At 66.7% G+C, this 19146-nt stretch carries 21 protein-coding genes and 2 tRNA genes; 7 read left to right on the top strand and 16 right to left on the bottom strand.

Translation table 11 applies throughout. The annotated features are described in order from the left end of the window. Positions 1-34 precede the first annotated feature (34 nt). On the top strand, positions 35-1768 hold the full coding sequence (pknB, locus tag BJ960_RS16190) for a Stk1 family PASTA domain-containing Ser/Thr kinase (RefSeq protein ID WP_121074729.1): 1734 nt from the start codon (positions 35-37) through the stop codon (positions 1766-1768). Positions 1769-1813: 45 nt separating this feature from the next. Here the strand turns inward: pknB and BJ960_RS16185 are convergent, their stop codons facing one another. Genes BJ960_RS16185 through BJ960_RS16175 form a run of 3 tightly spaced genes read right to left on the bottom strand, consistent with a single transcriptional unit; the run spans position 1814 to position 3371 of the window. After that, positions 1814-2452: an anthranilate synthase component II gene (locus BJ960_RS16185; RefSeq protein WP_121074733.1), complete on the bottom strand. Its 639-nt coding sequence runs from the start codon at positions 2450-2452 to the stop codon at positions 1814-1816. Next, positions 2449-2607, bottom strand: a complete 159-nt coding sequence (locus BJ960_RS16180; protein WP_162921436.1) for a hypothetical protein — start codon at positions 2605-2607, stop codon at positions 2449-2451. The genes BJ960_RS16185 and BJ960_RS16180 overlap by 4 nt, the downstream gene beginning before the upstream one ends. Beyond that, complete coding sequence (locus BJ960_RS16175; protein WP_121074736.1) at positions 2607-3371, bottom strand: class E sortase; 765 nt, start codon at positions 3369-3371, stop codon at positions 2607-2609. Before BJ960_RS16175 ends, BJ960_RS16180 begins: the two co-directional genes overlap by 1 nt. Before the next feature lie 60 nt (positions 3372-3431). Between BJ960_RS16175 and BJ960_RS16170 the strand changes: the two genes are divergently transcribed. Beyond that, positions 3432-3707, top strand: a complete 276-nt coding sequence (locus BJ960_RS16170; protein ID WP_121074739.1) for a cell division protein CrgA — start codon at positions 3432-3434, stop codon at positions 3705-3707. Positions 3708-3935: 228 nt separating this feature from the next. Here the strand turns inward: BJ960_RS16170 and BJ960_RS16165 are convergent, their stop codons facing one another. Both BJ960_RS16165 and BJ960_RS16160 read right to left on the bottom strand, forming a co-directional pair. After that, complete coding sequence (locus BJ960_RS16165; RefSeq protein WP_307814725.1) at positions 3936-4652, bottom strand: rhomboid family intramembrane serine protease; 717 nt, start codon at positions 4650-4652, stop codon at positions 3936-3938. Positions 4653-4917: 265 nt separating this feature from the next. Beyond that, the gene (locus BJ960_RS16160) at positions 4918-5427 is read right to left on the bottom strand and encodes a peptidylprolyl isomerase (RefSeq protein ID WP_121074745.1); all 510 of its coding nucleotides are present in this window, start codon (positions 5425-5427) and stop codon (positions 4918-4920) included. A gap of 70 nt (positions 5428-5497) precedes the next feature. On the opposite strand from BJ960_RS16160, the gene BJ960_RS16155 reads away from it, so the two are divergent. Further along, positions 5498-5998, top strand: coding sequence for a DUF5324 family protein (locus BJ960_RS16155; protein ID WP_121074748.1), 501 nt, complete (start codon positions 5498-5500; stop codon positions 5996-5998). 28 nt (positions 5999-6026) lie between these two features. Here BJ960_RS16155 and BJ960_RS16150 read toward each other — a convergent pair whose 3' ends face one another. Genes BJ960_RS16150 through BJ960_RS16140 form a run of 3 tightly spaced genes read right to left on the bottom strand, consistent with a single transcriptional unit; the run spans position 6027 to position 8684 of the window. After that, entirely contained in the window at positions 6027-6656 is a 630-nt protein-coding gene (locus BJ960_RS16150; protein ID WP_185988030.1) for an NUDIX hydrolase, read from the bottom strand. A gap of 21 nt (positions 6657-6677) precedes the next feature. Beyond that, the gene (locus BJ960_RS16145) at positions 6678-7748 is read right to left on the bottom strand and encodes an alpha/beta hydrolase (RefSeq protein ID WP_185988029.1); all 1071 of its coding nucleotides are present in this window, start codon (positions 7746-7748) and stop codon (positions 6678-6680) included. A gap of 39 nt (positions 7749-7787) precedes the next feature. Further along, complete coding sequence (locus BJ960_RS16140; RefSeq protein WP_307814726.1) at positions 7788-8684, bottom strand: EamA family transporter; 897 nt, start codon at positions 8682-8684, stop codon at positions 7788-7790. A 68-nt stretch (positions 8685-8752) separates the two neighbouring features. Here BJ960_RS16140 and BJ960_RS16135 point away from each other — a divergent pair, with 68 nt between their 5' ends. Continuing rightward, on the top strand, positions 8753-9613 hold the full coding sequence (locus BJ960_RS16135; RefSeq protein WP_185988028.1) for a LysR family transcriptional regulator: 861 nt from the start codon (positions 8753-8755) through the stop codon (positions 9611-9613). Between the two features lie 2 nt (positions 9614-9615). Here the strand turns inward: BJ960_RS16135 and mmsB are convergent, their stop codons facing one another. From mmsB to BJ960_RS16115, 4 genes are all read right to left on the bottom strand, one after another. Beyond that, the gene (gene mmsB / locus BJ960_RS16130; protein WP_121074760.1) at positions 9616-10521 is read right to left on the bottom strand and encodes a 3-hydroxyisobutyrate dehydrogenase; all 906 of its coding nucleotides are present in this window, start codon (positions 10519-10521) and stop codon (positions 9616-9618) included. A 39-nt stretch (positions 10522-10560) separates the two neighbouring features. Next, complete coding sequence (locus BJ960_RS16125; protein WP_185988027.1) at positions 10561-11706, bottom strand: acyl-CoA dehydrogenase family protein; 1146 nt, start codon at positions 11704-11706, stop codon at positions 10561-10563. Positions 11707-11714: 8 nt separating this feature from the next. Beyond that, a complete protein-coding gene (locus tag BJ960_RS16120; protein WP_185988026.1) occupies positions 11715-13247 on the bottom strand; it encodes a CoA-acylating methylmalonate-semialdehyde dehydrogenase in 1533 nt (510 codons plus the stop codon). A gap of 198 nt (positions 13248-13445) precedes the next feature. After that, the gene (locus BJ960_RS16115; RefSeq protein WP_202229220.1) at positions 13446-14090 is read right to left on the bottom strand and encodes a TetR/AcrR family transcriptional regulator; all 645 of its coding nucleotides are present in this window, start codon (positions 14088-14090) and stop codon (positions 13446-13448) included. Positions 14091-14235: 145 nt separating this feature from the next. Between BJ960_RS16115 and BJ960_RS16110 the strand changes: the two genes are divergently transcribed. Both BJ960_RS16110 and BJ960_RS16105 read left to right on the top strand, forming a co-directional pair. Beyond that, the gene (locus BJ960_RS16110) at positions 14236-15423 is read left to right on the top strand and encodes a thiolase family protein (RefSeq protein ID WP_185988025.1); all 1188 of its coding nucleotides are present in this window, start codon (positions 14236-14238) and stop codon (positions 15421-15423) included. Positions 15424-15531: 108 nt separating this feature from the next. Continuing rightward, a complete protein-coding gene (locus BJ960_RS16105; RefSeq protein ID WP_147429796.1) occupies positions 15532-16089 on the top strand; it encodes a VanZ family protein in 558 nt (185 codons plus the stop codon). On the opposite strand, the gene BJ960_RS16100 is transcribed toward BJ960_RS16105, so the two are convergent. Both BJ960_RS16100 and BJ960_RS16095 read right to left on the bottom strand, forming a co-directional pair. Next, positions 16057-17193, bottom strand: coding sequence for a sensor histidine kinase (locus BJ960_RS16100; protein ID WP_185988024.1), 1137 nt, complete (start codon positions 17191-17193; stop codon positions 16057-16059). The genes BJ960_RS16105 and BJ960_RS16100 overlap by 33 nt on opposite strands. Next, on the bottom strand, positions 17174-17863 hold the full coding sequence (locus BJ960_RS16095; RefSeq protein ID WP_121074778.1) for a response regulator transcription factor: 690 nt from the start codon (positions 17861-17863) through the stop codon (positions 17174-17176). Before BJ960_RS16095 ends, BJ960_RS16100 begins: the two co-directional genes overlap by 20 nt. An 87-nt stretch (positions 17864-17950) precedes the next feature. On the opposite strand from BJ960_RS16095, the gene BJ960_RS16090 reads away from it, so the two are divergent. Next, a complete protein-coding gene (locus BJ960_RS16090; protein WP_202229221.1) occupies positions 17951-18634 on the top strand; it encodes a D-alanyl-D-alanine carboxypeptidase family protein in 684 nt (227 codons plus the stop codon). Between the two features lie 261 nt (positions 18635-18895). On the opposite strand, the gene BJ960_RS16085 is transcribed toward BJ960_RS16090, so the two are convergent. Further along, positions 18896-18968: transfer RNA gene (locus BJ960_RS16085), tRNA-Ala, on the bottom strand. A 45-nt stretch (positions 18969-19013) separates the two neighbouring features. Then, positions 19014-19087: transfer RNA gene (locus tag BJ960_RS16080), tRNA-Ile, on the bottom strand. Positions 19088-19146 lie beyond the last annotated feature (59 nt).

Genomic DNA, 19146 nt, shown 5'->3' with positions numbered 1-19146 from the left:
ATCAGGGGACCAAGCAATAGACTTTGGTTCAGTTATGTCGACGAGTGCGGAAGAGGTGAACATGTCGGAAACCGCTAGCGGGGAAAACTCGCGAGTTCTTGCGGGGCGCTACGCGATCGGCGAGTTCATCGGCCAGGGTGGCATGGCCACCGTCTACCGGGGCACCGATATCAAGCTTGGCCGCCAGGTGGCCATCAAGGTGATGAAGTCGGAGCTCTCCGGCGACGAGCAGTTTCGCTCGCGGTTTCGGCAGGAGGCCCAGTCCGCCTCCCGGATGGCGCACCCGACGATCGTGCGTGTCTTCGACGCCGGCGACGACCTGATCCAGACCGCCGAGGGCGCAAAGCGCCTGCCCTTCATCGTGATGGAGTATGTCGAGGGCACGAACCTCAGGCAGTTCATCGAGGAGAACGAGCTCTCCCTGACCGAGGCATCGCGCATCGTCCAGTCGGTGCTCACCGCGCTCGAGTACTCCCACCGCGCCGGCATCGTCCACCGCGATATCAAGCCCGCGAACATCATGATCACCAAGGCCGGCCAGGTCAAGGTCATGGACTTCGGTATCGCGCGCGCCGTCTCCGACACCTCCTCGACGCTGCAGCAGACCACCGCGATCCTCGGCACCGCCGCCTATTTCTCCCCGGAGCAGGCGAAGGGTGAGTCGGTCGACGCACGCACCGATCTCTACTCGACCGCCGTGCTGCTCTACGAACTCCTCGCGCGAGACGTCCCGTTCCGCGGCGACACCGCCGTCGCGGTCGCCTACCAGCACGTCAGCGAGCGGCCGCAGCCGCCGAGCGAGCGCAACCCCGAGGTCACGCCCGAGCTTGATCGCGTCGTGCTGTACGGCCTCGGCAAGGATCGGGCCCGCCGCTTTCAGACGGCCGCCGAGTTCCGCGAGGCACTCGCCGTTGCGTCGACCGGCAAGATGCCAGACCTGCCGAGGCACGACACTCAGAACACGGTGCTCTTTTCCGCGGGCGAGGAGGTATCCGAGTCCGACCTCGCGATCCGCCAGCTCGCTGAGGGCGGCGGCAGCCGAACCCAGAGCCGCCCACCCGTCATGTGGACCTGGGCCGCGATCCTGACCATCGCGGCGATCGTCATCGCCGTCGTGTTCTGGCTCGTGAACCTCGTACCGAACGAGATCTCCCCGTCGAACGTGCGCGAGATCCCGGACCTCACCGAGATGACGCGCTCCGAAGCTGTGGAGAAGCTCACGGAGCTCGACCTCGAAGTCATTCAGATCGAGCAATCCGATGAGAAGGTCGCGAACGACCACGTGATCTCCTCCGACCCCGAAGCCGGCACGACCGTGAACATCGGCGACGAGGTGACGCTGCTGATCTCCTCAGGCCCCGTGCAGGCCGTGGTGCCAGACTTCGCCGGGAAGTCGCAGGAGGCGCTCACGAAGGAGCTCGAGGGTCTCGGGCTCGTCGTCGGCAAGGTCACCAAGAAGGACGACCCGGTCGCGCCGGACGGCCGCGTGCTCGGCATCTCGCCGGAGGCGGGCAGCAAGCTCGAGTCGGGCGCCTCGATCGATCTCACCGTGGCGTCGGGCAAGGTTGACGTGCCCGACGTCGTGAACCAGGCGCTTGATACGGCGCAGAACGCGCTGAGCGGGCTGGGACTCGACGTGACGATCGATGCTCAGATGGCCTCTGCGACGGGCTGCGTCTACAACCCGCAGCTGCTCATCACGGGGCAGACCGTCGTTGGGTCGAGCCCGCAGGGCTCGCAGATCACGCTGAGCTACTGCGCGGGCTAACCCGCCACGCCGTGCGGCGCCGAACCGGTCGGGCCGCGTTCGGGCCTACTCGGTCGCGATGAGCGGTGAAAGCGTCGCCGCGATCTCGGCCGCGTTCTCGAGGCCGACGACTCGCAGCCAGTTGCCCAGCTGCTGGTAGCCGCCCTCGGTGAGGACCGACTCGGGGTGGTACTGCACCCCAAACATGGGTAGCTCTCGGTGGCGCAGAGCCATCACGACGCCCCCGGCCGTCTCAGCCGTCACGGTGAGGCTCTCGGGGACCGTGCTGCGCACGACCGCGAGCGAGTGGTACCTCGTCGCGTCAAACTCTCCGGGAACGCCCGAGAAGAACTCGTCGTTCGAGTGACGTACGCGTGAGACCTTGCCGTGCATCAGCTCCTCGGCGTGGGTCACCGTGGCGCCGAGCGCCTCCGCGATCGCCTGGTGGCCGAGGCACACGCCCAGCAACGGAATTCCGGTGCGCACGGCGATTCCGACCATCGGAATCGAGACGCCAGCCGCCGCCGGCGTTCCCGGGCCGGGCGAGATGAGCACGCCGTCGAACTCAGTGACGAGCTGCTCCAGCTCGCCAACCGTGACGTCGTCGTTGCGGATCACACGGGTCTCGGCGCCAAGCTGCTGCAGGTACCCGTTCAGCGTGTAGACGAAGCTGTCGTAATTGTCGATGACGAGTACGCGGGTCATGTTGCAACCGTCGATTCCTGTTCGGGGAGCATTTCAAGTGCCCATGGATACACGTAGGTGATCAGCGCCCAGACCAGCGCGACGGCCGCACCAAGCAGCACGATCACGCGGAACCAGGCTGGGCCTGGGAAGAACCGCCAGAGCAGTGAGAACACTATGCCTTTCCTTCCACGATCGCGGGATTCAGCTCGATGAGCTCGGCCGGGGGCCCGTCGGCGCGCGGCTGGAAGCTCTCGAACACTGAGTACGCAATCGCTCGCTCGTCGGTGCCCCAGTTCTTCGGGTGGCACGTCGTCAACGTCATGATCTGATCGGTGGGCTCGAACACGTCCATGCGTGGAAACGAGTTCAACACCTCGCCCTCGGTCGGCCAAACGTATTCAAGCGACCGAAAACGGTAGGTGTACCAGCCGTCCTGCGTCTCGAAGAACAGCGGATCGCCGACGCGGAGGTTCATGACCTCTTTGAAGGGCGTAATGTATCCGCCCGAGCGGTGCGCGGCGATCGCGAAGTTCCCGGCCTCGCCCGGCAGCGCACTGTTGTTGTAGTGCCCGATGCCCTTGTCGTCGAGGTTGAGCGTCTCCCAGGGGTCAGTCCCTTCGGCGACGTTGTTCACGAACGTGGTCCCGAACGCAGGGACGTGGAGCTGGCCGAAGACCTCGCCGGCGCCGGAGACCTCTGGCACGGGGACCGTTCCGTCGTAGGGCGGTCGCTCTGCGGATGCCTTGTCCCATTCGGCGGACATCGCGTGGGAGAGATCAAGCTGCTTGCCTGTCACGACGAGCCCCGTGTGCCAGGGCTGCCATACGATGTACCCGAACACAGCGAGGCCGGTCACGATCAACAGCTCGCCGATCACCGTCAGCGGGCTCAGCCGTGCGCGACGGCGGCGGCCTCTGCGTGGAGTTACATCGTTCATTTGTAGCCATTCTAAGCCGAGCACACTGGGCAGACACCACGAACTGGGTAGACTGTCACCATGGCAGCAGCTGGTAAAGAAGTAAGCAAGCGCAACGCGGCGGAGGTCGCGGCACGTCGCGAGCAAAAGGAAGCCGCACGGCGGGACGCACCGAACCCCGTGTGGTTCAAGCCCGTGATGTTCGGCTTCATGCTGCTCGGGCTCCTCTGGATCGTCCTGTTCTACATCACGAGCTCGAACCTGCAGCTCCCGATTCCGCAGCTCGGTCAGGCCAACATCTTCGTCGGCTTCGGCTTCGTGCTCATCGGGTTCCTCATGACGCCGTGGTGGAAGTAATCCACAGGTTCTCCTGAACTACACCGGTGTAATTCTCCCCAGGTGGGGAGAACCCTGTGGATAACTTTTCACAAGTTTCAGGCCTGTGTAATTCGGCTGGGCCCGGCCCGGCGTCGCATCGTTGCGTCTGCCGCCCCGAGACCCGCGGACATGAGAAAGCGGCGCGGATGGGAGTTCCCATCCGCGCCGCTTTCGCGCGTCGCGCAGCCTGGCGGGCCTGGCTGTCGGTTAGAGCGGCGACACGACCAGGAACGCGCACGAAAGTGCGACCAGCAGCGCGCCGACGACCGACAGGCCGACGGTCTGTCGTGTCTTGAGGCGCGGCCCGCGGGTCTGCACGATGACCCACATGGTGAGCGCGCCGACGACCATTCCACCGAGGTGTGCCTGCCACGAAATATTGGCCCCGGGCATGAATCCGATGCCGAAGTTGATCGCGAGCAGCACGATGAGCGATGTGACGTTCGCATTCATTGACTTGAACGCGACGACCGTCGCCGCAAGGACGCCGAAGATCGCCCCGGATGCGCCCACCGTCGGGGTGAAGAGCCCCGTCGTGTCTGCGTAGCCCCAGAGCATGACGCCGAGCGAACCGCCGATGCCAGCGAACAGGTATAGCACCAAGAAGCGCCACTTGCCAATGAGCTGCTCGAGGTTCCTGCCGAACATGTACAGGGCAAGCATGTTGAACAGGATGTGCGGGAGGAACCCAACCGAGTGCGTGAACATCACGGTGAGCATCCGCCACGGCTGGAACTCGGCGTTCAGGTACGCTCCGTCTGGGTACCCCGGCAACGCGCCCGCCGCCACCTGATGGGTGCCGTCTGCGAGCGAGTACGTCGGAACGTACCAGAGCGCGCTCGTCACGCCGTCCTTGCCGAAGTAGTGGCTGAGGACCTGCAGCGCGAAAACAACGACGTTGAGGGCGATGATCGCCGTCGTCACGGGATAGTCGAGGGCGGCAACGCGCCGCCCAGCGACCCGAGCTGAGCGACGGACCCGCGCGGCACCCTTCGGCGCCGCGCTTGTCTGCTTTACGCAGTCCCGGCACAGCACGCCGACGGGCGATGCGATCTGGCACTCGGCGCAGATCGTGCGTCCGCAACGCTGGCACAGGGTAAAGCTCTGTCGCCCTGGGTGCCTGTAGCAGACGTCGGACTCGCCGTACTCTGCACGTTCCCCGTAACTCGGGCCGCTCGTGGTCAACGTGTTAGACCGCGACGATGTCGACGCCGGTCATCACGACGTCCTCGACGGGGCGGTCGGCCGCGCCGGTCTGCACAGCAGAGATCGTGTCGACAACTGCCTTCGACTCGTCGTCCGCGACCTCACCGAAGATCGTGTGCTTGCCGTTGAGCCAGTCCGGAGCGATCGTCGTGATGAAGAACTGCGAGCCGTTGGTGCCCGCGAGGCGACCGGTCATGTCGGGGCGCTTGCCGGCGTTCGCCATCGCGAGCTGGTACGGCTTGGTGAAGCCAAGCTCGGGGTGGATCTCGTCGTCGAAGTTGTAGCCCGGGCCGCCGGTGCCGGTGCCCGTGGGGTCGCCGCCCTGAATCATGAAGTTCGGGATGATGCGGTGGAAGATCACACCGTCGTAGAACCCCTTCTCTGCAAGGTCAACGAAGTTCTTCACCGTCTTCGGTGCATGATCACCAAAAAGGTTGATAACAATGTCTCCGTGGTTGGTGTGGATAGTCGCTACAGCGGTGTGAATGGTCATGTCACAAGTGTACGGTGTAGCGTGGGAAGCCAAGTGGACGCGTCCCGTGCTACTTGAAGGAGGATCCGGAATGAAACTCTCACGCAAACGCCGTCGCGAGCTCCGCGAACTGCGCTCTGATGCCCAATTGCTCCTCGACCAGCAGCTCGAGGTTCTCGGCAACGCCGGGACAGTGGTCAAGCACGCTGGCCACCAGGCTCGCCTGCTCAGCGATGAGCACGTTGCGCCCCGCGTCAACCAGGCCGTCGAGCGCGTGCGCCCAGCCGTCGACCGAGGCGTTGCCTCCGCACGCAGCGCGGCGCGTTCGGTGCGCCGCGCAACCGCTCCCGCGGTCGCAAGCGCGCTCGCTTCGACGATTCGCACCCTCGACGAGATCGAGAACCCGAAGGCCGCGGCGCAGGTCCGCGACTTTGGCGTGCGAACCGGCTACCTTGAGCCGGTGAAGAAGAAGCGCAACGTCTCAGGCATCATCGCGATCACGCTCGGTGCGGCGGCAGCGGTCGGCGTCGGTTACGCCCTCTGGCAGGCGTTCCGCACTGACGACGAGCTCTGGGTCGCCCCCGAAAGCTAACGCCGCCCTCGCGGAGCTACCGTACTGGCTAGCGTCCGCGCGACCTGGAGCGCCCGGCGCTTGGTCGCGCGGCGCTAGCCTTTGTCGTTCCGGCCGCCGGTGCGCCCGCGGCCTTCGCCGCGCCGGACTTGGCGCCCGCGTGCTTCTGCGCGCCCTGCTTTGCCGAGCCGGACTTCCCGCCGCCCGATTTCCCGGCTCCGCCACGGTTCTGTCCGCCGCGGCCCTGCCCAGAACCGCGCCGACTGAGGCCTGCCATGCGGAGCCCGGTCTGCACGAGCGACAGTGTCTTCAGCGAGTTCACGTCCTTCAGCGCGACCCAGCGCGCTTCATCGGAGGAGCCGTCCACCTCGTTGCGCAGTGGGCCATCTTGCACGGTCGCACGGTACACGATCCTGATCGTGTGCATTTCCGGGTCAGTGCCCTCGGGAACCTCCTCGCGCACCATGACGCGGGAGTCGACGCCGAGCAACCGCCCGGGCTTCGCCTGCAAGCCGGTCTCCTCGAAGACCTCGCGGACGACGGCGTCCTTCGGATCCTCGCCAGGGTCGATGCCCCCGCCGGGCAGCGTCCACCCGTGCAGGTGTCCCCGCCGCCAGTGCGTGAGCAGGATCTTGCCGCGGCGCTCAATGACCGCGTAGGCCGCTACCCGAAGATCCATATAGTGAGCCTACCGTGAGGCTCACCCGATCGCCCGACGCCACCCTTTGGCGAACCGTTCCAGCCTGTCGAAGGCGTCACATCGGGGCTCGACGGAAGACATGAAGACGTCGTGCAGGGCCTCCGGGATACGCTCGATCGTCACTGACCGCCCCAGTTTCAGCGCCGCACGGGCGATCCCGTCGACGTCGAGCACCGTGTCCGTGCGCGTGAGTTCCTCGCTCCACCTGGCGGGAAGCGCCGATCGAGTCGAGAGCAACACGCACACCGGGACGTCGATGTTCAGCCCACGGTACACCCGGTCGTGCCCGGCCAGAATCGCTCTCAGCCACCCCGTGTGCACCGGATGGCTCTGATCGGGCTTCCACTCGGCGTTGATTCGCGCGACCTCGTCCTGCGGCCCGACTTGCCGCACGGCGCGTGAGTAGAAGCCGTAGTCAAGCTGCGGGATTCCCTCGAGCGGGCTGAGCTTCGCCCCGAGGTTCACGATGGGGGCGATGACCTGTCTCCCCCGCGTCGAGAGCTGGAGTTCGAGCCAGGGACTGTTGAGGATCAGCGCGTCAACAACGCCGGGATGCCGGCTCGCCCACAGGCTCAGCACGAGGCCGCCTGTCGAGTGCCCGAGCAGCACCACCTTGCGGTCGCCTGCATTGCGCGGGCTGGACGCGCGCATCTCGGCGAGGGCGAACTCGATCTCGGCGTCGTAGTCATCGAGATCGTCAACGTACCCCGCGGTCTGCCCCGGCCTGAGGCTCCTGCCGTAGCGCCGAAGGTCGACCGCAAAGAACCTCGCGCCGCGGTCGGTCCAGAACCTCGCAAGGTCCGTCTGAAAGAAGTAGTCCGACCACCCGTGCAGGTAGAGCACGTCGACGTCCTCGAGATCGCGCCGCTGCCCCGTGACGCGCTGCCACAGCGTCCGCGGCGCGGGAAGCGACCTGATGAGGGTTCCGACGAGGACGGGCGGCTGCTGCGCGTCGCTCTCGCCAGCGGTGGCGCCCTTGCCATCGCCGAGACCGGGGTCGTCGTCGGGCCCGAGCTCGAAGGTGAGCTGCTCAAAGCCATCGCCGAGCACGTCAGGCCGCCATTGAATCATGCTGCCAGTCTAGGAGCGGGGCGCCAAGGAGGACAGGGCTCAGCGGCGCGCCCGTACGGCGTTGGTCGATGTCACGAGCACGTTGCTCGCCACGACGAGCCCGATGCCGATGAGCTCGGTGGCGCTCAGCCGCTGCCCGAGCATCATGAACCCGACGAGCGCAGCCCAGACCGGATGCATGCTCTGCAGCGTGCTGAAGAGGCTCGCCGGTAGGAGCCTGAGCGCGACGACGTCGATCGAGAACGGCAACACCGACGAGGCGAGCGCGCAGATCACGGCAAAGCCGAGCGCCCAGAGCGGGGGCGGGTGTGCGGTGAACCAGGTGATCGCGATCGGAATCCAGATGATTCCCGAGATGAGGCTCGCTGTCGCGGTTCCTTGCATGCCGGGAAGCGTGCGTCCGAGGCGCCGGTTGAGCAGGATGTAGGCGGCCCACGCCGCCGCCGAGACGAGACCGATGGCGACACCCAAAATGTCCGAGGTGGTGCCGGGGTTCACGAGCACGACCACACCCATAACGGCGACGAGCCCGCCAACGAGGTCAATGACGCGGCGCGCGCTCAGGATCACGAGCGCGAGCGGCCCGAGAAACTCGAGCGTGATGGCCAAGCCGAGCCCGAGGCGCTCGATGGTGAGGTACACCGAGGTGTTCATGATGCTGAACACGAGGGCGAGCGCCGTCACCGCGAGCCAGTCCGCCCGCTTCAGCGCGCGAAAGTTCGGGCGCCCGACGGGCATCAGCACGGCGGCCGCCACGAGCTGGCGCACGGCGACGACGCCAACCGGTCCGATGGCGGGAAACGCGAGAGCGCCGGTTGCCGCGCCGAGCTGATTGCCCAGTGAGGCGATCTGAGTCAGTCCGACCCCGCGGCCGAGCGCAGACCGGCCGGCTGGCTCCGGCGAGCCGGCCTGAAGATGTATGCGCTGGGTCGTCACGGATCAACCATAGAGCCGTTCCTTCAATTCACATTGTGCAAGTTTCGGCCGTTGCATACGATATCCGTATGGAATGGTCGCTGCGCGAACTGCGGTGCTTCGTTGCCGCCGCGTCGTTCGGCACGATTACCGACGCCGCCATCGAGCTGCACATCTCCCAGGCCTCGGCATCCCGGGCGATCGCGGGGCTCGAACGGGCCCTCGGTCAGCGTGTCCTGCGGCGCGGGCGGCATGGCTGCGAGCCGACCGCGTTTGGCGAGGCGCTCCTCCCCCAGGCGCGACGACTGCTCGCCCAGGTTGATGCGGTGAACACGCTCGCCGCCCGCGAGCAGGATCGGCTACGCCTCGGCTATGCCTGGTCGGCACTCGGCAAGCACACGACGACGCTGCTGCGCGAGTGGCGCGCGGAGCAACCGACGGTCGAGCTGCACTTCGAGCAGCACTTCACGCCAACCTCTGGGCTCGCCGAGGGTCGCTGCGACGTCGCCATCATGCGAAGCCCGCCGGATCCCGCGAAGTTCTCGAGCGCGGTGATCGGGCTCGAGCGCCGGCACGCTGTCTTCTCTGCCGACGATCCGCTGTGGGCGAAGCGGCGGTCGCTTCGGATGCGGGAGTTCGCGGGGCGCACCGTCGCGGCCGAACCGCGCTCGGGAACGACGAAACGTGAGCTGTGGGATGGCGGTCCGGCCCCGGCCTCGTTCATCACCGTCGCCGACACCGAGGACTGGCTCAACACGCTCTCGGCCGGCGAAGCCGTCGGGGTATCGGCCGAGGCGACCGCGGTGCATCACGCCCGCGCAGGGGTGCGCTTCATTCCGATCACCGACGCACCGCGCATCGCCGTGCGGCTGGTGTGGTGGCGCGACGAGTCCCCGAGCGGGATCGAGGCACTCGTCGAGCACACCACGCGGCTGTACGCTCGCGGCTGACGCTACGCCTCCGCGCTCTCCGCGCGGATCGTGTTGATGATCCCCGAGAAGTCCTGGTGCGCGCCAGCGCCGGCCGCGAAATCGGCGTACCGCTGCTGCGCGAGCAGCCCGAGCTGAGCGTCGACCCCCGTGAGCGAGATCATCTGCTCCGCAAGCCCCAGATCCTTCGCCATCAGCGCGCCAGCGAACCCCGGCTTGTAGTCGTTGTTCGCGGGGCTCGTCGGCACGGGTCCCGGCACGGGACAGTTCGTGGTCAGCGCCCAGCACTGGCCAGAGGCGTTGCTCGCGACGTCGAAGAGCGCCTGGTGCGAGAGCCCGAGACGCTCGCCGAGCACGAACGCCTCGGCCACCGCGATCTGCGAGATGCCGAGAATCATGTTGTTACAGACTTTCGCCGCCTGGCCGAGCCCGGAGCCGCCGCAGTGGACGATTCTGCCGCCCATCGCCTCGAGCGCAGGCAGCGCGGCGTCGAAATCCGCTGCTTCGCCGCCCACCATGAACGCCAGGGTGCCCTTCTCGGCGCCGACGACGCCTCCCGACACGGGAGCATCGAGTGGCCGATGTCCGGCGGCGACCGCGAGTTCCGCTGCACTGCGGGCCTCGTCGACCGCAATGGTTGAGCAGTCGAGGAAGAGCGTGCCGGGGCGCGCCGAGCTCAGCAGACCTGGCTCGTCGCCACCAGTGTACGCCGCAAGCACGTGCCTGCCCGCTGGGAGCATCGTCAGCACGATGTCTGCGTCGCGCGCGGCGTCGCCTGCCGACCCGGCAATGTCGACGCCAGCTGCCCGGGCCTCCTCGCACAGCTCAGGCACCAGGTCGAAGCCGCGCACCGTGAACCCCGACCGGACGAGGTTCGCCGCCATTGGCCGCCCCATGTGACCGAGTCCAATAAACGCAATCGTTGTCATGTTCTCTCCTTTTGAACGTCTCCCCGCTCCTGTCACGCGCTAGCGCTTACCGCCCCGGAGCAGGCCGCGCCCGATGATGGTGCGCATAATCTCGTTGGTTCCCTCAAGGATCTGGTGTACGCGCAAGTCGCGGACGACACGTTCAATCCCGTACTCCTGCAGGTAGCCGTAGCCGCCATGCAGCTGCAGTGCCTTGTTCGCCGCGTCGAAGGCGGCATCGGTCGCGAACCGCTTGGCGAGTGCGCACGCAACGGCCGTGTCGCTCGCCCCGCTGTCCATCTTCGCCGCGGCGCGCTCGAGCAGCGCCCTCGCGGCCTGGATGTCGGTCTCAATATCGGCGAGGGTGAACACGATCGACTGGTTCGCCGCAAGCGGCGCGCCAAACGCGTGGCGCTCCTGCACGTAGGCAACGGCGCGGTCGAGCGCCCACTGCGCGCCGCCGATCGAGCACGCCCCGATGTTCACCCGACCACCATTGAGCCCGCGCATCGCGATATGAAATCCGTCGCCCTCCTCGCTCAACCGGTTAGCGACAGGCACCCTGACGTTATCGAAGATGACCTGGCGCGTGGGCTGGGCGTTCCACCCCATCTTGTGCTCGTTCGGTCCGAAACTCAGGCCCGGAGTGTCTTTCTCGACGACGATCGTGCTGATACCCGCCGGTCCCGGCCCACCCGTCCGTGCCATGACGACATACACCGACGCGGCGCCCGCCCCGGAGATGAACTGCTTCGTCCCGTTCAGAACGTACTCATCGCCCTCGCGCCGTGCGCTCGTTGTGATGGCGGCCGCATCTGAGCCGGCGCCGGGTTCTGTGAGACAGTATGCGCCCAGCTGACGCATCGACACCATGCCGGGCAGCCAGCGCTCGCGCTGGTCGTCCGAGCCGAACGTGTCGATCATCCAGGCCGCCATGTTGTGGATCGAGATGTACGCGGCGACGGTGACGTCGCCCTTCGCGAGCTCCTCAAAGATCGCGACAGCGTCGAGCCGCGATAGGCCCGATCCATACTCCTCGCGCACATAGATGCCGCCGAGCCCGAGCTCTCCCGCGGCCTCGAGGGCGTCGATCGGAAAGATCTTCTGCGCGTCGCGCTCAGCAGCGAACGGCGCGAGCTGAGCATTCGCGAAATCGCGCACGGCGTCGACGAGCGCCTCGCGTTCCTCTGCCGCGGTGTCTGTCATGACCGCGCTCACTGCATCGTGGGGATGACGAAGCTTGCGCCCTCTTTCGCCCCCGATGGCCATCGGCTCGTGACTGTCTTTGTCTTCGTGTAGAACCGGAATGCGTCCGGGCCGTGCTGGTTCAGGTCGCCGAAACCGGAGCGCTTCCAGCCACCAAACGTGTGGTACGCGATCGGCACGGGGATCGGCACGTTCACGCCGACCATCCCGACGTTAACGCGCGCCGTGAAGTCGCGAGCGGTGTCGCCGTCGCGGGTGAAAATCGCGACGCCGTTGCCGTACTCGTGATCGCTCGCGAGCGCAAGCGCTTCCTCGTAGGTCTCGGCTCGGGTCATCACGAGCACCGGTCCGAAGATCTCCTCAAGATAGATCGTCATCTCGGGCGTGACATTGTCAAAGAGCGTCGGCCCGAGGTAGTAGCCACCCTCGTAGCCGTCGACAACGTGACCGCGACCATCTGCGAGCAGCGTGGCGCCCTCGTCGACGCCGAGCTGGATGTAGTGCTCGACGCGGGCCTTCGCCTCTGCCGAGACGAGGGGACCGTAATCAGCGGTCTCGTCGAGTGCCGGTCCGATCCGGAGGTCGCTGAGTCGCTCCACGAGCTTCGCCGCGAGGGCGTCTGCGGTCTCCTTGCCGACTGGCACCGCGACCGAGATCGCCATGCACCGCTCGCCGGCCGAACCATACCCCGCGCCGATCAGCGCGTCGGCGACCTGGTCGAGATCCGCGTCAGGCATGACGATCATGTGGTTCTTCGCGCCGCCGAAGCACTGCGCACGCTTGCCCTGCGCGGCTGCGGTCTCGTAGATGTACTGCGCGATGGGCGTTGATCCGACGAAACCGATCGCCCGGACCCGGTCGTCGTGCAGCAGCGCGTCGACTGCCTCCTTGTCGCCGTTGACGACGTTGAACACTCCGGGCGGCAGCCCAGCTTCGAGGAGCAGTTCAGCGATCCGCAACGGCACGGAAGGGTCGCGCTCGGACGGCTTCAAGATGAACGAGTTGCCCGCCGCGAGCGCCGGGCCAGCCTTCCACAGCGGAATCATCGCCGGGAAGTTGAACGGGGTAATGCCCGCGACGACGCCGAGCGGCTGACGCATCGAGTACACATCGACGCCGGTGCCGACGCCGGTCGAATAGTCGCCCTTCAACAGATGCGGCCCGCCGACGGCGAACTCGATCACCTCGACACCGCGCTGGATATCACCGATCGCGTCTGGCACTGTCTTTCCGTGCTCGCGCGAGAGCAGCTTCGCGAGTTCAGGGGTGTCGCGCGCGATGAGATCGAGGAAGCGGAGCAACACACGTGCTCGACGCTGCGGGTTGAGCGCGGCCCACTCGAGCTGCGCCTCGGCCGCGTTATCGATCGCGGCAGTGACTTCCGCTGTGCTCGCGAGCGGAACCTGCGCCTGCACATGCCCAACGCTCGGGTCGTACACGTCACTGAACCTTCCCGAGGTTCCGGCGACGTGCTCACCGTTGATGAAGTGGGTGAGCACTCGCGCTTCACCGGGGTGAGGTGGGTGTGCGACAGCGGTCATTGGGCGCTCCTTCGGGCCAGGTGTTTCGACACTCGGAGGCGCTCTTGTGGATCGCTCCCCGGTTGATCCGAGCGTAAACGAACGATCGTTCAAATACAACTGGCAGAGATTCGCCTACGGTGTGCGCGTACGCACAGCACGCGGCCCCGGTTGGCGCACCCGCCCGCGCGCCGAGCGCCGCGGCAGGCTGCGGGGCGGCTAGTCCCGCGTCGCGAGCGCGCCGACCATATCGAGCGACATCCGCGCGTACCGCTCAGCGAGCCCGTGCGGGCTGATATCGCCATCGAGCCGGTACCACGTGGCGACCGCGATCCCCATGTTGATCATCGCGCGCGCCGCCTCCCGCGGGTACGGTGTGGTGAACGCCCCGAGGCGAACCCCGCGTTCGACGACGTCGACGAACAGCGTCTCCTGCTCATCCCGCAGGGCGATCACCCGATCGCGCCCCGCCCCCTCGAGGCAGTGAACTTCGGAGGCGCCGACGCGAGCCTCCTCCTGACGCACGGTGTGAAACTCGACCCAGGCGCGGACGAGGGCGTCGAGCTGCGCGGCGGGGTCGTCGGCGGGCGCCGCGGCGACGCGAGCCCGGGTGCTCGCGAGCACGTCCTGCAGCGTCATGGTCATCACCGCCTGAAGCAGGTCTTGCTTGCTGCCGAAGTGGTGGTAGATCCCGGCGAGGCCGATGTTCGCTTCGGAGGCGATGTCGCGCATCGACGCGCCGAAGTACCCCCGCGCCGCGAAACTCTTCAGCGCGGCGGCGACGACCGATGCCCGAGACTCCCCGTTGCGGGCCCGGCTCCGCGGCGCCCGGTTCTCGGTGCTCGGCTCTTCGACGCTACTCACGCCCTCACACTACCGCGCGATCAAGCGAGCGCTACGCTTCGGCGACCGGCGCCACGATCTGCGATGCTTAGGGAACAATCGATCACGCAACGGAGCACTGTGTCGACCCGGTGCTCCGTCACACGTCTGTGAGGAGCACACCACCATGCATACTTCCGAGAGAGTCGCCATTCTCGCCGGCGCCCGCACCCCCATTGGCAGCTTCGGTAAGGCGTTCCGCGACACCGAGGCGCACCAGCTCGGGGCCGTCGCCGTGCGGGAAGCGCTCGCGCGATCCGGGGTGTCGCCGTCGGAGGTCGGCGAGGTCATCATGGGGAACATCGGCCAGATTGGCGCGGACGCCTACAACGCACGCCGGGTCTCGATCGCCGCCGGCTTGGGCACCGCTGTGCCCGCGTTCACGGTGAACCGGCTCTGCGGCTCGGGGCTGCAAGCGATCTGGTCGGGCGCACAGCAACTGCTGTGGGGCGGCGTCGACGTCGTTGTCGCTGGCGGCGACGAGAATATGACGAGGCTGCCGTTCTACGACTACAACGCCCGCTTCAACGATAGGCTCGGCGACCGGACGCTCGTCGACGGCACCCTGCAGATGCTCAGCGATCCCTTCACGGGCAAGCACATGGGGACGACCGCGGAGAACGTCGCCGAACGGTTCGGCGTGTCCAGGGAGGAGCAAGACGCGTTCGCGGTGGAGAGCCAGCGCCGTGCCGCGCTGCCCGAATCGCAGGCCGCGTTCGCGGAGGAAATCGTTCCGGTGACGACCTCGGGCAGGCGCCCCGTCACCATCTCGGCTGACGAGCATCCCAAGCCGGGCACGACGCAGGACGTGCTCGCCGGTCTCAGGCCCGCGTTCGCCGAGGGCGGCTCGGTCACCGCCGGAAACGCTTCCGGGATCAACGATGGCGCTGCGGCGGTCGTGCTCATGCGTGAGTCCGATGCGCGGGATCGTGGCCTCACGCCCCTCGCGACGATCGAGGCCGTCACCGCTGCCGGCATCGACCCCGACATCATGGGCTACGCGCCGACCCTGGCGCTCGAAAAGCTCTTCGCGCAGACCGGCATGTCGCCGGGCGACATCGATCACACCGAGATGAACGAGGCGTTCGCGTCGCAGGCGCTCGCCGTGATTCGTGACGCCGGGCTCGATCCTGAACGCACCAACCCGTTCGGCGGCGCGATCGCACTCGGTCACCCGGTGGGTGCCACTGGCGCGATCCTCACCCTCCGCGCGGCAATGAATCTGCGGCGCAACGCCCTCGACCACGCCGTCGTCTCGATGTGCATCGGCGGCGGACAGGCGCTCGCCGCGCTCCTGCGGCGCTGGGAGGCTTAGGGCCACCCGGATCAGGATCGGGGCGGCGGCTCCCGCCGCCCCGATGTTTCGTGAGCATATCGAAATCTCTCAACGCTCTCGCAACACCCGCGCCGCTTGACTGGTGTCATGCTCGATACGACTCGCACCCTGGCTCCTTCGACGCGACCGCTCCCCACCGCGCGCGTGCCCCTGGCGGCAGAGACCGTGCTCGTCGCGGCGTTCAGCACGTATCTGACGCTGCTGACCTGGGCGATCGTGTGGAAGCTGCGTCTGCCACACGTCGGCGAGAGCCTGTCTCCCGTGAAATGGGTCCCGTTCGCGGCGACGGCGGTTTTCGGCCCGAGCGCACCGGCGGAGGTCGCCGCGAACTTCCTGGTCTTCGTGCCGCTCGGACTGCTCCTCGGTGTGCTCTGGCCGCGCAGGGCATGGTGGTCTGGCACGCTGCTCATCGCTGCGATCAGCACCACGTACGAAGTCCTTCAGTTCGTGCTCGCCGTTGGGGCGGCGGACATCACTGATGTCATCGCGAACACCACGGGTGGGGCTGTCGGGCTCGCACTCGTCGCCTGCGCGCAGACGCGATCGCGGTTCGGCGCACGTGAGGTACTGCAGCGTGCTGGCGGCTTCGCGCTGCTCGTCGCGCTTATCGTGTCAGCGCTCGCCGTGGTGTCCCTCACCCCGTAGCCGGCGTGCCGGGGGCGTCGCCGGCGGCAACGCAACGATCGCGATCATGCCGCCTCCCGGGCGGGGACGGAGCGTCAGGCTGCCATCATGCGCCTGAGCGATGCTCTGCACGATCGCGAGCCCCAGGCCGACACCCGAGTCGTCCGCGCGCGTTCGTTCGCTGCCACGCCGGAACGGCTCGGTCAGCGTGGCGACGAGTTCCTCGCTCAGCCGTGCCCCTGTGTTCTCAACGGACAGCAGGGCGCGTCCGCCAGCCTCCCACGTCGTGATTGTCGAGCGCCCGCCAGCCGGCAGGTTATGGAGGATCGCGTTGAGTACGAGATTACTCGCGACCTGGGAGAGCAGTGCAGAAGATCCAGCCGCGAGCACCGGGTCACCGGCAACCTCGATCGTGACGCCCCGGGATTCGGCGCGCGGGAGCAGCGTCTCGACGGCCTCCTCGACGAGCAACGAGAGATCGACGGCCTCGCGGGCGAATCCGCGCCTCCCGCTCCGACCGAGCAGCAGCAGCGCCTCAGTCAATTCGATCGCGCGAGCGTTCACCGTCCAGAGCCTGTCGACGAGCGGCGCGGAGTCCGCCGGGGGCTCCTTGCGGGCGACGTCGAGCATTGCCTGTGTGATGGCGAGCGGCGTGCGAAGCTCGTGCGACGCATTCGCTGCGAACCGCTCCTGCTCGGCGACGTGTGCCTCGAGCCTGTCGAGCATCGTGTCGAAGGCTTCGGCGAGTTCGCGAAACTCGTCGGGTGGGCCTGCAAGCTCGATGCGCGCACCGAGCGCCCCAGCGCTGACCTGCCTCGTGACCTTCGTCATGCGTTCGAGCGGGGCCAGCATCCGGCCAGCGAGGATCCACCCGCCGACAAGACCCACGAGCAACAGCGCCCCGAGCGCCCCGAGCGCGCGAGGCACGAACGCGCGAACAAGGTCGTCGCGGCCCGGGAAGAACTGCGTATCGACCCAAATCGCGTCCGGCGGCACATAGCGCAGCAGGAACGCCCAGACGACGGCGAGGAGCAGGGCGCCGGTGACGAGCAGGAAGCCGGCGTAGCTCAGCGTGAGGCGAAGCCTGGCGCTCGCGCCGCGAACCTCAGCTCGACGCGGCGACATCTTGCCCTGCAGTCGCGTCGATCCGGTAGCCGACGCCGGGCACTGTTGCGATGATCGCGGGCTCGCCGATGCGCTTGCGCAGGGCTGACACGGTGATGCGCACCGCATTCGTGAACGGGTCCGCGTTCTCGTCCCACGCGCGCTCGAGCAGTTCCTCTGCACTCACCACGCCGCCCTCCGCCGCGACAAGCACCTCAAGCACGGCGAACTGTTTCCTGGTGAGAGCGACGTAGCGCCCGTCACGGTACACCTCGCGCCGGAACGGGTCAACGCGAAGCCCCGCAATCTCTCGGACCGGCGGTCTGTGGTGGGCGCGCCTGCGGTCGAGCGCTCTGAGCCGGAGCACGAGCTCCTGGAGTTCAAACGGCTTCGTGAGATAGTCGTCGGCTCCGAGCTCGAAGCCGGAGGCCTTATCATCGAGCCGATCTGCCGCGGTCAGCATGAGAATCGGCATGCCGCTGCCCGAACGCACGATCGTCGCGGCGATCTCGTCGCCACTCGGGCCCGGAATATCACGGTCGAGTACTGCGATGTCGTACTCGTTCACGCTCAACAGCTCAAGCGCGGTGTCGCCGTCGTTTGCGATGTCACCGGCGATCGCTTCGAGGCGCAGGCCGTCGCGGATTGCCTCCGCGAGAAAGGGCTCGTCTTCGACGATCAGGACACGCATGTCTCTATCGTACGAACCTTCGCATATGCGCAGCGTATGAAAAAAGCCATACGTTCCAGCAACCAGTGTTCGAGTGGACTAGTTCCCATGCGATACACAGTTGCCGAGCTTCGAATGCGCCGACTGCGGGTGCCAGCCCTTATTGCCGGTGCCGTCGTCGCCGCAGCGACCGCTGGATTCATTCTTGTGCAGGGAATTGGCGCTCCGGGTACGGGCGCGTTCGCGGAGACGCCGGCCCGGGCGGATGGCGCCCCGAACGAAGGAACGGCGCCACCGTCGCAGCAGGCGGATAGCGAGCCGGTGGGGGTTCCAGCTCCCCCGCACGACGCTGCGCCGGCCTCCGGCGACCTGCCTGCGGGCACCAGTGTGTTCGCCACCGGGCTCCAGGGGATCGACGGACTTGATCCTGACCTCCTCGCGGCGCTGCGAGCTGCCGCCGCCGACTCGGGCATTGAGTTCACCATCACCAGTGGCTGGCGGTCGCAGCACGACCAGCAGGAACTGCTCGCGGAAGCGATCGTCGAGTACGGTACCGAGGCCGAGGCCGCACGCTGGGTCGCAACGCCCGAAACCTCGGTACACGTGCGCGGCGAAGCGGTCGACTTAGGGCCGTGGGAGGCGACGGGGTGGCTGGCCGAGGTCGGCGCCGGGTATGGCCTCTGCAGGCTCTACGACAACGAGCCCTGGCACTTCGAGCTCGTTGCGAGCGCTCCAACATCCGGCTGCCCGGCGTTGCTGCCGGACCCAAGCTACGACCCGCGATTGCAATAGCGGCTTCTGCCAGCTTCATAAACGCTCAGCTGCTAGGCCTGAATCAGCCAGGAAATCGCGTGCCCGGGCGTGTCGGACTCCTTGGGTTCGCATCGGATGCTCGTCGCGTGCGCTTTGGGTTTGAAAAGAAATCGGTGGGCCAAGCCTCCGGAATGTGCATCTCTGGCGTGTCGCAAATGCCGGAACTCGCGGCACTGTTTCGGGGGCTGGGTGCAACAAAAAATGCCCCGCCGTGAGGCAAGGCATTTCTTGTTTATGTTGTGGATCCTGGGAGAATCGAACTCCCGACATCCTGCTTGCAAAGCAGGCACTCTACCAACTGAGTTAAGGACCCGTTGTGAATAACACTACCGGTTTTCGCGGATTTTGTGAAATTCAGTGGGGCTACCAGGACTTGAACCTGGGACCTCTTCATTATCAGTGAAGCGCTCTAACCACCTGAGCTATAGCCCCTTGACCAAGAGACAACATTACCGGTTCCGGACGAGAATGCGAAATCGAGTTGCCTCTTT

The organism is Leucobacter aridicollis (assembly GCF_013409595.1).
Taxonomy (GTDB): Bacteria; Actinomycetota; Actinomycetes; order Actinomycetales; family Microbacteriaceae; genus Leucobacter; species Leucobacter aridicollis.
Note: the sequence above shows the minus strand (reverse complement) of the source record. Positions and strands in the feature narration are given on the sequence as shown.

What these genes read in the sequence shown, in the direction of transcription:
- pknB (WP_121074729.1), top strand. Translation starts at nt 35, where the DNA reads ATGTCGACGAGTGCGGAAGAGGTGAACATGTCGGAAACCGCTAGCGGG.
- BJ960_RS16185 (WP_121074733.1), bottom strand. Translation starts at nt 2,452, where the DNA reads ATGACCCGCGTACTCGTCATCGACAATTACGACAGCTTCGTCTACACG.
- BJ960_RS16175 (WP_121074736.1), bottom strand. Translation starts at nt 3,371, where the DNA reads ATGAACGATGTAACTCCACGCAGAGGCCGCCGCCGTCGCGCACGGCTG.
- BJ960_RS16170 (WP_121074739.1), top strand. Translation starts at nt 3,432, where the DNA reads ATGGCAGCAGCTGGTAAAGAAGTAAGCAAGCGCAACGCGGCGGAGGTC.
- BJ960_RS16160 (WP_121074745.1), bottom strand. Translation starts at nt 5,427, where the DNA reads ATGACCATTCACACCGCTGTAGCGACTATCCACACCAACCACGGAGAC.
- BJ960_RS16155 (WP_121074748.1), top strand. Translation starts at nt 5,498, where the DNA reads ATGAAACTCTCACGCAAACGCCGTCGCGAGCTCCGCGAACTGCGCTCT.
- BJ960_RS16150 (WP_185988030.1), bottom strand. Translation starts at nt 6,656, where the DNA reads ATGGATCTTCGGGTAGCGGCCTACGCGGTCATTGAGCGCCGCGGCAAG.
- BJ960_RS16145 (WP_185988029.1), bottom strand. Translation starts at nt 7,748, where the DNA reads ATGATTCAATGGCGGCCTGACGTGCTCGGCGATGGCTTTGAGCAGCTC.
- BJ960_RS16135 (WP_185988028.1), top strand. Translation starts at nt 8,753, where the DNA reads ATGGAATGGTCGCTGCGCGAACTGCGGTGCTTCGTTGCCGCCGCGTCG.
- mmsB (WP_121074760.1), bottom strand. Translation starts at nt 10,521, where the DNA reads ATGACAACGATTGCGTTTATTGGACTCGGTCACATGGGGCGGCCAATG.
- BJ960_RS16125 (WP_185988027.1), bottom strand. Translation starts at nt 11,706, where the DNA reads ATGACAGACACCGCGGCAGAGGAACGCGAGGCGCTCGTCGACGCCGTG.
- BJ960_RS16120 (WP_185988026.1), bottom strand. Translation starts at nt 13,247, where the DNA reads ATGACCGCTGTCGCACACCCACCTCACCCCGGTGAAGCGCGAGTGCTC.
- BJ960_RS16110 (WP_185988025.1), top strand. Translation starts at nt 14,236, where the DNA reads ATGCATACTTCCGAGAGAGTCGCCATTCTCGCCGGCGCCCGCACCCCC.
- BJ960_RS16105 (WP_147429796.1), top strand. Translation starts at nt 15,532, where the DNA reads ATGCTCGATACGACTCGCACCCTGGCTCCTTCGACGCGACCGCTCCCC.
- BJ960_RS16100 (WP_185988024.1), bottom strand. Translation starts at nt 17,193, where the DNA reads ATGTCGCCGCGTCGAGCTGAGGTTCGCGGCGCGAGCGCCAGGCTTCGC.
- BJ960_RS16095 (WP_121074778.1), bottom strand. Translation starts at nt 17,863, where the DNA reads ATGCGTGTCCTGATCGTCGAAGACGAGCCCTTTCTCGCGGAGGCAATC.
- BJ960_RS16090 (WP_202229221.1), top strand. Translation starts at nt 17,951, where the DNA reads ATGCGATACACAGTTGCCGAGCTTCGAATGCGCCGACTGCGGGTGCCA.